Source organism: Parabacteroides sp. AM17-47, assembly GCF_003434625.1.
GTDB classification, from domain to species: Bacteria; Bacteroidota; Bacteroidia; order Bacteroidales; family Tannerellaceae; genus Parabacteroides; species Parabacteroides distasonis.
In genome coordinates this window covers 37,812-49,420 of the sequence record NZ_QTLI01000007.1, presented here as the reverse complement: position 1 = coordinate 49,420, position 11,609 = coordinate 37,812, and the positions used below count along the sequence as shown (strand labels likewise).

Below are 11,609 nucleotides of genomic sequence, written 5' to 3'. Positions count from 1 at the left end.
CTCCGTACCTTTGGTGGAAGAATAAGAAAAACACCATGAATGTTAGAATAGATGAAAGTTGGAGAAAACGTCTGCAAGAAGAATTTGACAAGCCTTATTTCGAGCAATTGGTGACATTTGTCAAAAACGAATATAAGCAAGCGCACGTACTTCCTCCCGGGTCCCAGATATTCCATATATTTAACGCATGCCCGTTTGAGAAGGTAAAAGTCGTTATCTTGGGACAAGACCCCTATCCAAATCCGGGGCAATACTACGGGGTCTGCTTCTCGGTACCCGATGGCGTGGCGATTCCCAGCTCCTTGATGAATATATTCAAAGAGATCTACGATGATCTTGGGAAACCGATCCCTTCCTCCGGGAATTTGGATCGTTGGGTAAGCCAAGGCGTATTTCCGATGAATTCCGTCCTCACGGTCCGTGCCCACCAAACAGGTTCGCACCGGAACAGGGGATGGGAAACATTCACGGACGCCGTTATCAAGAAATTAAGCGACGAACGGGAAAATCTAGTATTCATGTTATGGGGTAGTTACGCAAAAGCCAAGATTTCCCTTATCGATACGAGCCAGCATTTGGTCCTAACGACCGTACATCCATCTCCCCGCTCCGCCGAATATGGTTTCTTCGGTTGTAAGCATTTCAGTAAGGCTAATGATTTCTTACGGGGTAAAGGCATCCCGGAAATCGATTGGTAAGAATAAATCAACCTAAATCAATCGCATATGGATATTCAAACTTTCATCAACAATTATTACGAGGCATTTTCTCTAAAGGCGGAATTGCCGATCGCTTTCTGGTATTCCGATTCTCTGCTTGGAGAATTAAAGCAGACACAAGGCTGTTTATTCAAGGCCCTTCCCGCTATCAGGCAAGGCGAGATTATCAGATACCTCCATTTCGCAAGGATCGATCGATTAACCTCGTTTGAAAAGGTAGAGGGGCTTTTGTTCCTCGCAACTCCGGATATCTTGTCAGGGTTAATTACTTGGACCTTTTTCGACAACAATAATCCGGATGCCGTCTCCACACCATTTGGTTCCGGTTGCAGCTCCACCATCACGCTCACTGTCAACGAAAATAGACAAGGAGGTCACCGCACGTTCCTTGGTTTCTTCGATCCCTCGGTCCGACCATATGTGGAAAGCAACTTATTAAGTCTCACGATCCCGATGTCACGTTTCAAGACGATGTATCAGACAATGCGTAACTCCTCCCTATACGATACACACGCATGGGCGAAAATAAAAACCAGAATCAATGAAGGCTGATTTTTATACGGAAGTTTATAACATCGTCAGAGAGATACCAGAAGGATGTGTGGTTACCTACGGGCAGCTAGCCAAGCTCGCCCGAAGGCCACAATGTTCCCGTATGGTAGGGCAGGCAATGTTCAACGTCCCGAAAGAACTGAACCTGCCTTGCCACCGGGTGGTAAACAGCCAAGGCAGATTAGCTCCCAACTGGGCGGAACAACGGGGATTATTGGAGAAAGAAGGCATTACCTTCAAGAAGAATGGCTGCGTTGACTTGAAGAAACATATTTGGGAGGATATATTACCGATTATCTAATCCGATAACAAAATGTAAAATCAGCAAGTTCTTAAAAGAACCATTCCCAATGCTATTTGCCAAGATCATTCTTTTCCAACCATTCGCCCAGCAGATCCGCTAGTTGGCCATTATTCAAATCCTGCATCAAGAAATGGGTATTACCATAAATACCGATCTTGGGCAACTCAACTAAGGTTGCGTTTCCCCCATGCCTATTTATGGCCTCCACGAATTTACGTCCCATTTGCAGACGTACACGCCAATTCTCGCCACCAAGATTCTCTGATGGAGTCTCCGGAATATAATCACCGAAATACATTACGATTGGAATCCGGGTAAGTCGCAAGAACTGTTCCATAGGAATAGCTACTCCAGTCGCCCCACCGGTAAGTCCGGCGATCGGATCGGGCACCTCCCCCTCGGGAAACACATAGCCACCCGGCTCATATGAAACGACAGCCTTGACATTCGGATTTTGTATAGCGGCCATCCATCCCGGGAAACCTCCCGCCGAATGTGTTACAAGGATATTGTCCCCTATTTTTTCCGTCAAGGCATTGATTGCCGGTACATCTTGTTTGTGATCACTGATATCGGGCGTCATCTCCCGGAAAAACTGCGATAGATAGGCTGAATCAGACGGAAACTGCACACCTTTGTTATATTCCGGCCAAATCCCGATACGCCAGATGTCAAACCAGAACATCTCATCGGCCAGCGGCTTGACCGTAGTCGTAGCAGATGTCCTTCCGGCACGGCCACGACCGGGAAGATCCATCACGTAACTGCTATATCCCCGGCGTAACATGAGAGTAGCGAAACCATCCCGCCCATCGGGTGTCATTTGCCAACATACCCCAGAGCCACCATAACCATGAACATAAACCAAAGGCAATTTTTTCGCATGGGCCGGAACTTGGAAATCCACGAAAGCATGATCCGCACGATAGCTCTGCCCGGTCTCGACTTGGGTAGCCCAACCGACAAACTTACTGTTGTCATACGTACCCGGACGCTGTATGGTTTGTCCTCCTACTGAGAAATGCCCTTGTTTAGCGATCACTAAATCCTGGGCATCTGCCATTCCAAACACGGGTATTAATAATGCTAATAATAAAATCTTCTTCATATTCTTCTGATTCATTTTTTATCCGTTAATTGTCCGAGCACATCACGTAATGGATCTGAACTCTTTTTCCCTAGGTTTATCTCTACGATATTTAGCAAAGCCGTAAGTTGCTCTGGCGTAATACCCAGATGCAAGCAAATTGACATATGGCCGTAAGCCATAGGTTCAACACCGCCAACGCCTGCCAATACAGACACGGTCGCCAATTCACGCTCCCTATATGTCAATAAGTCGCGCTCAAAAAGGTCCGCGAACAGATGTTCCTTGAGGAAACGTTCGATCGTCGGGGCAAATACCGCATATCCGGCTTTAGGGACAGAAGCAGACGTACCCGATATTTCCGCCAGAATATCCCGTCCCCGCTCATATCGACTCCCACCGTCCTCGATAGCAGAGGCTTCACGACCCTCTACATCTTTAATTCCCATGCTTTTTCTCTCTTCAATGACTTGCATAAATGTCTGTATGGCTCTTAAGCTGCGAGGAAATCCACAATAAGCATAGGCATGTATTAATACTTCGTTTACTTCATTAACGGTCATACCGGATTCAAGTCCCTTCACAAGCGCCTGTCTCAGATGCGCCAAGTCTCCCTTGCCCGTGTACGCCGCGATAGAGACAATGGCTTGTTCCCTGGCTTCCAATACCCGGTTTGCTTCGGCATACACATTCTCCGCTTGGCTTGTCGCTTCTTGATATTCCTTCTCTCCCACCGGACTGAGCCACACCGCCTCATTCGTTTGAGGATTGCAACTTACGGCAACGTGAGCAAACCAGCTATCCGGAGCCGCCCCATGCCAGTGAATCACGTCAGGCGCAATTTCCACGATATCCCCCGGATACAATCTTCTGGCCGGTTTCCCCTTTTCCTGATAGTAGCCTATGCCTGCTGACGCGACAAGTATCTGCCCCCCTTTATGATAATGCCAGTTATTCCGGCAACGAGGCTCAAAAGTGACATTAGACATTGGGACATTCAGCTCCCTATTAACCGTAATCGGAGCGATATACGCCTGACCAATGAAGTTCTTCGCGGACGCTTCCGGCAACTTAGTACCCAAGGGGTACGGTTGTCTGAAATTATCCGTATTTTGCGCCATGGTGAAAACCGGGAACAAACATAGGCAGAAAAGCCGGATTAGAAAGTTCTGTCTCATATTCATATGTATTTATCATTATTCTCCTACCGTACGAGTAAATGCTAAGGTAGCAAGTTTCCATTGTCCGTCTTCCTTCACGTACGTCTCAGTCACGATGAAAGGGAACCTGACCTCCCTACCACCAACTACCGAATTAAGATGAATACGGCTATATACGATTCCGGCGCAACCGGCGAATTTAACATCTACATCATGTATCTCCGCATGCTTGTAATGTATGTTTCCCGTACGGATCACATCAAGCTCCGGCTGCTTACCCCACGAACCACCCATATGTACAAACATAGAGTTCTCGTGGAAGAGGGCGTCGAGCTTATCCACATCTTTTTCTGACATCCATTTCCATTTCGCATTAGACAAATCTATCATCTCCTGCTGTTCCGGAGTAAATGTCTTTTTTGTTTCCTGCGCATAGGCACCCATTCCCATCGATACCAACAACAATGTCGCGATAAATAATGATCTCATAATTTTTTGCATGGCTTTATTAATTTGATTATACATTATATATAAATAGTTTTCCATCATCTATTTATACCTATTCTTCGTTGCGAAGTTACGACCAAAGGAGTTTTGAGACAATACAAAAAAGTCGGTGTCAACTACAAATTTTACCGAAAAGGAAAGGAGTGAAGCTAGCTTACAAGGTCACTCCCTATAATCTGAGGACTTTATACCTAAATTATGCTGCACATAACGGCTGAAATAAGAGGGAGAAGAGAAACCAAACAAATCGGAAATATAAACGAAAGATAATGACTTATCACGCAAAAGCCGTGATATATCCAATATCGTATAACGGTTAATCCAATAATTTGCCGCATAGCCACTCACCTTTTTCGTCACTTCCGATAAATACTTCGGCGTCACGCATAATTCCGAGGCATAGTATGTAACGTCTCTATGCTGGCGATAAACCCCATCTTCCAGCATTTGCAGGAACTTACTCATAATGGAGGCATATTGGGCCGAGATCTTCTCCTCCCCATAAATATGTGAGTGAAAATCGAAGAAATCCAGAATCATTGTCTGGATCACATTAATCATTATGTCACGATAAAAATTATGGTTTTCATTGTTAAACCTATACTCTATATTCTCGAAATCTTTCTTACAGATATCCTGTTGCTCGCGATCCAGACGCATCACAGGATTCAGGAACAAAGATAACTGGCCTTTCATTCCATAATTACTCTGGGGAGTACAAAGCTCAATGAATTGGGGAGTGACATAAATGACTTTAACCTTAAAATCCGCAGATGGGGTGATCTTCTCAACCAGTTTTCCTTTACGCACAATCATACAATCCCCTTCATGTAACTCGAATGGATTTCCATTGAACTCGAATTTACATGCTCCACCCAAACACAAGGCATGAGACAGATACTCTTTATAAATATCTGTCCCAAGCCCATTCAGACTATCAGAGATAATAACACCATCTTTGTCATATTTCATGATACCCCCATTTTAGATCGTACAAATTTAATCAAATTACAATTTCATCCCGAAGAAATCTTTCATTTTATTTACCGCTAGATTCACATATTCCGGGACAAAATAAGTTTTGATATGCTCCGCTCCTGGAATAAGATACATCTCTTTATCTTTTGTTCCGGTAGCCTTTTCAAAAGCTTCGTCAGACATATATTTTGTATCGGCATCACTTCCGGCGATCAATAGCAAAGGCTGGTCGATCAAGTCGATATGATCCGTAGCATCCCAAGTCATAAGATCCAATAAACTGCTCATGGTATAGCGAAATGTCGAATTCGGATGAGCATGGGTTTTAAAGTAATACTCATAACCATCACGATATAGGGCAAACGGTAGTTTCGCCGCCTCCTCATCGGAGATATTCATCTCACCCGTGTATAGAACTTTGCCTTTGGCCTCTTCATTTCTAGCCTCAGCCGCTTGGGTTAAACGTTGTTGTATGGTATTTATCTGGGAATCCTGAAAACCATTACGACGTACACGCCCCGAATTAAACATGCTGAGTGTAGCGACCGCCTTTATCCGTTTATCACCCTGTGCAGCCCCAAGCGTGTAACCTCCACCGCCACAAATACCAAGCGCACCTATACGACTGGCATCTACACCCGGATATTGAGATATGAAATCCACCATACCATGAATATCTTCTATCCGGTTGGCCGGACGATCTGTATTCCGAGGCTCACCACCACTTGCTCCTTGATAACGCGCATCGGCAGCGATAGTTATATATCCAAGCTCTGCCAGCCGTTGCGCATAGAGACCCGCAACTTGTTCTTTCACGCCCCCATTAGGATGAGCAACAACAATAGCTACATACTCTTTTGAGGAATCATAATTCGCAGGAGTATAGACATTCGCCACTACCCCTATACCTCCAACCTCATACGAGACAGGATGTATAGTTACTTTTCCAACCACATTTTCACTTATCGCATCGCGATATACCAATCCATACTGATTCTGATTTTGTGCGGAAGCACTTATTACCATGTTCATAATTAATAAAACTACAATAATTTTACTCTTCATATTCTGTTATTTTTTGACCGCTAAGATACATTTACCCAATCATACAGAATGAATACAGATTACGGATTGTATCACCATTTTTACAGAAAACCGAAATAATTGTATTTATATCCGCAATTGTTGTTACACCGGTGGAGATACTTCTTCCCAACTTTGCGCTCAGATAAAATATAAATAAATATGGAATACAGAGTTTTGGGATTAAGCGGACTTAGGGTCTCAGCTATAGGATTGGGTTGCATGGGTATGAGCCATGCTTATGGCGCACCTGCCGACAGAAAAGAGATGACGGAATTATTTGCCCTCGCCGTTGATATGGGATATACCTTCTTCGATACGGCCGAAGTATATGGTACAAACACGAATCCTCATGACAATGAGGAGCTTTTAGGCGATGCCTTAAAGCCATTTCGTGATAAAATCGTGATCGCTACTAAGTTTGGACTCACTTTTGATAAGTCTAGCGAATGTGGCCCTTATCCCCTTATCCCGAATTCTAAACCGAAGTCGATTCGTTTAGCCGTGGAAGGTTCTTTAGCCAGACTTAAGACAGACCATCTTGACCTTTACTATCAGCATCGCATAGATCCCCAAGTAGAACCGGAAGAGGTAGCTGACACGATGGCCTACTTGATCAAGGAAGGCAAAGTATTGCATTGGGGTATATCAGAGGCGGGCGAGGACTATATTCGCCGTGCGCATAAGGTCTGTCCTATAACCGCCATACAAAATCGTTATTCCATGATGGCACGTTGGCATGAAAACCTTTTCCCCTCTCTAGAGGAATTAGGCATTGGCTTCGTTGCTTTCTCGCCATTGGCAAACGGTTTACTTTCCGCTTGCTATGATGTCAAAAGCGTATTCAACCCTCAAAATGATTACCGGGCAACTATGCCGCAATTCAAAAAAGAAAGTTTCGAGAAGAACAAGCCTCTTCTAGATCTCATAAACCATCTGGCCGATGAGCATCATGCTACTCCCGCACAAATATCCCTAGCTTGGATGCTACAAAAAAAGCCGTGGATCGTTCCTATTCCCGGAACTCGTCATCTCTGCCGGCTAAAAGAGAATGCGGGAGCTGTGGATATAAAGATAAATCCCGCCGAGATCAATCAGATAGACACGGCTCTTGACCATATGGATATGAGCGAGGTATTCGGTGGGACAAAAATCAAATAATAGCCAAGCATATAATCCTCCGCATGAAGGCATACGACTTTTAGTTGAAACCATTTTCTTAATATTTTGGTTATATAATAATATATATATAAGATGAAACATGTAATTTTGACTATCGTTTTGCTATTGGCAAGCGGTTTAGTAATCGCACAAACAAAAATGAGTGATCAACTATCTAAAACAACTAAAATGAATGCACAAAGTAAAATCTTTTTTGCCGGAGGATGTTTCTGGGGAACAGAACATTTCATGAAACAAATCAATGGTGTTACTAGTACCCAAGTGGGTTATGCCAACGGTAAAACAAGCATCAAAAATCCAACCTACGAACAGGTATGTAACGACAATACCGGATTTGCCGAGACAGTAGAAGTAAGCTACGATCCTCAACAAGCCGATTTAAAACTATTGTTAGAACTATACTTCAAGACCATAGACCCTACAAGTCTCAATCGGCAAGGTAATGACAGAGGATCACAATACCGTACCGGCATTTATTACACCAACGCCGCCGATCTGCCTATCATCAAAGAGGCTATAGAGACATTGGCTAAAAAGTACTCCAAGCCCATCGTTGTCGAGGTGGAGCCATTAGTTAATTTCTATCCGGCAGAAGAATATCATCAAGATTACTTAGGCAAACATCCGGACGGTTATTGCCATATAAGTCCGGAACTATTCGATTTCGCACGTAAAGCAAATAAGGAGAAAACGACCGGCAAGCCCCTTTCTGAAAAGAAATTCCAGAAACAGGATGATACGACACTACGCTCCAAACTGACGGCCGAGCAATATGCGGTAACACAAGAAAATGCCACGGAAAGAGCATTTAAAAATGAATATTGGAACGAAAAGCGTGAAGGTATTTACGTAGATATCACCACAGGAGAGCCTTTGTTCATATCGACAGATAAGTTCGACTCCGGTTGTGGGTGGCCTAGCTTCTCAAAACCGATAGATAAAGACCTTGTTATGGAAAATACCGATAATTCTCATGGCATGAAACGGATAGAGGTGCGCAGTAAAACAGGAGACGCACATCTGGGACACGTATTTAATGATGGTCCGACAGATAAGGGCGGATTACGATACTGCATCAACAGCGCATCCCTGAGATTTATTCCCAAAGCAAAAATGAAAGAAGAAGGTTATGGCGATTATATGTATCTTTTGGAAAAGAAATAAAACAAATCATAGGATCTACTATTTGAATAAAATCGTATGTATCGAGAATTTACCCCATGCGCCCTTTTAGCACCCTTCATCGATAAGTTTTGGGTGTTTAAAGGTTATGCGGAAATAGGAACACGCTTTAAGATTTTAGCGGACGGCTGCACGGATTTCATCTTTTCCATCGGGAATATGACAATTCCCGCGGATGAGCATCAAATGATCATGCAGCCTTATCGTTCCTTTTTTGTCGGTCCCATGAGGTCTTATTCCAATCTTACCGCTACGACAGATTCCCTACATATGCTAGGAGTTCGTTTCCAACCCTGTGGGCTGGCAGCTTTCACGAATGAGCCTTTGGGACAGTTTGCCGATCTTCGCATCCAGTCTTCAGATATTAACCTTTTATTCGATAATTCCTTTGCCGAGATGCTTTGCGAACAACCGGACGATTCCGTCCGTATCCGCATTATCGAAGGCTATCTTATACGCCTTCTCACCCAATCCATTCAAGTAGACAGACAAATTATATACGCCACCTCATTTATAAAACAGTCCTACGGACAGCTACCCGTACAAAACTTGATCGACAAGATTTGCATCTGCCAGCGACATTTCCAACGTAAGTTCAAGGATGCCACCGGATATACCCCCAAAGAATTCAGCCGGATCATAAAATTCCAATATGCCATAGAAGTACTGAGGAACGCCCCACACACGGACTTAAGCAGCATCGCCTTAGATTGCGGCTACTATGACCATTCCCACTTTATCAAAGAATTCAAGCGTTTAGCGGGAGACGTTCCCTCTTACTTCCTGACTTTACCAAATCCTGCGGATGAACCGCTTACTTATATTTGATTAAAAATAAAATCGCAAGAATCTATCACATAAAAAGTCGTTTTTTTACAACCAGAAAGAATAGTCATTCCGTATGTTTGCACTATTGAACTTTTACAAATAAGAATCTTATGAATTACACTTTTGAACTAAAAGAACTACAAGCTACACACATCGTGTATCTTCATCATCAAGGAGATATAAGCTTGATCCCAAGCTCTATCAGAAAGCTTATGCAATGGGCCGGGCCAAAAGGACTTATAAACGGTCCGGCAAATAAACTGATATCAGTTTACCAACACGAAGGAAAGGAGTTAAGTGTGGATATCGGTTTAACAGTGCCTCAAGAGGTAGAGGGAGAAAGTGAGATCTCAAAAGGATTATTATCCGGAGGACTTTATGCGATCGGGCATTTTGAGATAGGAACGGATGAAATACCCGCCGCATGGAGCTTGATGTACACGCTTACATCCAAACACCAATGCAAACCTTGTGCGGGCAAATCATTCGAGATCTATCAAAGCATCCCCCTCGATCAACATCCACAAGATAAATGTATGATCGATTTATGTATACCCGTCCAGATGATAGACCTCAAGCTAATCGAGGAAAAAGCAATTTCCATATTAACGGAATGTGATACCGCTATGCTCGCGTCTGTTACGGAAGAGGGTTATCCCCGTCCGGTTCCTATGGGAAAAATAAAAGCGGATGGTATTTCCCAAATATGGTTCTCTACAGGCACGTTCTCTGATAAGACAATACAATTCCAACTCAACCCGAAAGCCGGAGTTTGCTTTATGAAAGGAGGAGACAGTATCGTGTTAACGGGTAAGGTCGAGATCGTTTCCGATATGGAAATCAAGAAAGCCCTTTGGTCTGACTGGATGTTCGCTCATTTCCCTGGAGGAGTAATAGATCCGAGCTATTGTATATTGAAATTCACTTCCGAAGAAGCGACTTATTGGATCGATAATGAATTTGTAAAAGCAAGTATATAAGTTATCACATCATACTATCGCATCTAAAATATTAAAAATCTTGATTGCCGCTAATTATAGAAGACGGCAATCAAGATTAATTCATTTATTCACTTCAGAAACCTCTCTAGCTCTTATTATTCTACCGCCACATAAATCTGAGTCAATAAATCCTCCGGCTTCGTATTACGAGGATCATTCAAGTAGATCTCGCCGCTAGGCACTTCTCGTAAGGAAAGACCCATCTCGGGGAGATATTTGCCGTAAAGCGTATCATACACAGCCCCTAATTGCTGATAAGTTCCCTTATAAAGAGCGACCATAAAACGCCCTTCCAATACCTTTTTCGTACCAATCTCCCCTTTAGGGCAAACCGAAGGAGCGACTTCCATACAAATATCGGTACGCAGCTTATCCGGTGAGGTCACTTTCGGATCATCATGGTACAAGCAGATCGGTGAAAAACTCAATGGCTGGATGTTTTGCTCCTTGGCGAATTGGAGCAAGCGCATCCAAGTTCCCAGATAATCGATTTCTTTATACCCTCCGTTTAGACGAATGTAGGCTACTTGTTTGCCGGGTAAATCTTTTACCTCGACCTTCAATTCCATATCGGGCATTATTCTATTCGGTTCCATAATTACATAATCTTTATTGTTTCTATATTCATTTGGAGAAATCCCATAAAACTGGCGAAAAACCTTAGACAAAGAAGAGGGTACGTCATATCCTACCTTATAGGCGATCTCCTTGACAGGTATTTCCGTGTAACGCAAAAGCCGAGCGGCCGTCTCAACCCGCATCCTAACGATAAACGTACCAACCGGTTCCCCTAAGAACTCCGCAAAGATCCGATGAAAATGCCAACGAGAGAATCCGGATATCTCCGCCAGCTTATTTAGATCGATATCCTCGCCTAAGTGATTATTTATGTATTCAACCAATACATTGATACGTTGTTGATACTCTGTCTTTGTCGTTGTCTTTATTCGCATGATTCTTAGGATTTCAAGGCAAAAGTAGAAGAATTATCCCGAACACACTTTTCCGATATTGCTAAAATGAACT

At 43.4% G+C, this 11,609-nt stretch carries 13 protein-coding genes and 1 pseudogene; 8 read left to right on the top strand and 6 right to left on the bottom strand.

What is annotated here, in order from left to right; translation table 11 throughout:
* Positions 1-35: 35 nt before the first annotated feature.
* From ung to DW205_RS06785, 3 genes are read left to right on the top strand one after another with little or no spacing between them, the layout of a single operon-like run.
* Complete coding sequence (gene ung, locus DW205_RS06795) at positions 36-698, top strand: uracil-DNA glycosylase (protein WP_005864440.1); 663 nt, start codon at positions 36-38, stop codon at positions 696-698.
* A 27-nt stretch (positions 699-725) separates the two neighbouring features.
* Positions 726-1,271 carry a DUF169 domain-containing protein gene (locus tag DW205_RS06790; RefSeq protein WP_005864438.1) on the top strand — a complete coding sequence of 182 codons (546 nt, stop codon included), beginning with the start codon at positions 726-728 and terminating at the stop codon, positions 1,269-1,271.
* On the top strand, positions 1,261-1,572 hold the full coding sequence (locus tag DW205_RS06785; protein WP_005864435.1) for an MGMT family protein: 312 nt from the start codon (positions 1,261-1,263) through the stop codon (positions 1,570-1,572). The genes DW205_RS06790 and DW205_RS06785 overlap by 11 nt, the downstream gene beginning before the upstream one ends.
* Before the next feature lie 52 nt (positions 1,573-1,624).
* Here DW205_RS06785 and DW205_RS06780 read toward each other — a convergent pair whose 3' ends face one another.
* The 5 genes from DW205_RS06780 to DW205_RS06760 form a co-directional block, all read right to left on the bottom strand.
* Positions 1,625-2,683: an alpha/beta fold hydrolase gene (locus DW205_RS06780; RefSeq protein ID WP_005864433.1), complete on the bottom strand. Its 1,059-nt coding sequence runs from the start codon at positions 2,681-2,683 to the stop codon at positions 1,625-1,627.
* An 11-nt stretch (positions 2,684-2,694) separates the two neighbouring features.
* Positions 2,695-3,846, bottom strand: a complete 1,152-nt coding sequence (locus DW205_RS06775) for a carboxymuconolactone decarboxylase family protein (RefSeq protein WP_005864431.1) — start codon at positions 3,844-3,846, stop codon at positions 2,695-2,697.
* 12 nt (positions 3,847-3,858) lie between these two features.
* Positions 3,859-4,311 carry a nuclear transport factor 2 family protein gene (locus DW205_RS06770; protein WP_034527285.1) on the bottom strand — a complete coding sequence of 151 codons (453 nt, stop codon included), beginning with the start codon at positions 4,309-4,311 and terminating at the stop codon, positions 3,859-3,861.
* Positions 4,312-4,491: 180 nt separating this feature from the next.
* Entirely contained in the window at positions 4,492-5,301 is an 810-nt protein-coding gene (locus DW205_RS06765) for an AraC family transcriptional regulator (protein WP_005864426.1), read from the bottom strand.
* 36 nt (positions 5,302-5,337) lie between these two features.
* Positions 5,338-6,372, bottom strand: a complete 1,035-nt coding sequence (locus DW205_RS06760) for an alpha/beta hydrolase (protein WP_005864424.1) — start codon at positions 6,370-6,372, stop codon at positions 5,338-5,340.
* A gap of 180 nt (positions 6,373-6,552) precedes the next feature.
* Between DW205_RS06760 and DW205_RS06755 the strand changes: the two genes are divergently transcribed.
* From DW205_RS06755 to DW205_RS22475, 5 genes and pseudogenes are all read left to right on the top strand, one after another.
* On the top strand, positions 6,553-7,551 hold the full coding sequence (locus DW205_RS06755; RefSeq protein WP_005864422.1) for an aldo/keto reductase: 999 nt from the start codon (positions 6,553-6,555) through the stop codon (positions 7,549-7,551).
* A 93-nt stretch (positions 7,552-7,644) separates the two neighbouring features.
* The gene (msrB, locus tag DW205_RS06750) at positions 7,645-8,736 is read left to right on the top strand and encodes a peptide-methionine (R)-S-oxide reductase MsrB (protein ID WP_005864421.1); all 1,092 of its coding nucleotides are present in this window, start codon (positions 7,645-7,647) and stop codon (positions 8,734-8,736) included.
* 36 nt (positions 8,737-8,772) lie between these two features.
* Positions 8,773-9,582 (top strand): helix-turn-helix domain-containing protein, encoded by an 810-nt coding sequence (locus DW205_RS06745; RefSeq protein ID WP_005864420.1) that lies wholly within the window; start codon positions 8,773-8,775, stop codon positions 9,580-9,582.
* 110 nt (positions 9,583-9,692) lie between these two features.
* A pseudogene (locus DW205_RS22480) lies at positions 9,693-10,130 on the top strand (GyrI-like domain-containing protein); the annotation flags it as partial.
* Positions 10,131-10,145: 15 nt separating this feature from the next.
* Positions 10,146-10,562 carry a pyridoxamine 5'-phosphate oxidase family protein gene (locus DW205_RS22475; protein WP_227154481.1) on the top strand — a complete coding sequence of 139 codons (417 nt, stop codon included), beginning with the start codon at positions 10,146-10,148 and terminating at the stop codon, positions 10,560-10,562.
* Positions 10,563-10,678: 116 nt separating this feature from the next.
* Here DW205_RS22475 and DW205_RS06735 read toward each other — a convergent pair whose 3' ends face one another.
* Complete coding sequence (locus DW205_RS06735) at positions 10,679-11,536, bottom strand: GyrI-like domain-containing protein (RefSeq protein WP_005864418.1); 858 nt, start codon at positions 11,534-11,536, stop codon at positions 10,679-10,681.
* Positions 11,537-11,609: the final 73 nt, after the last annotated feature.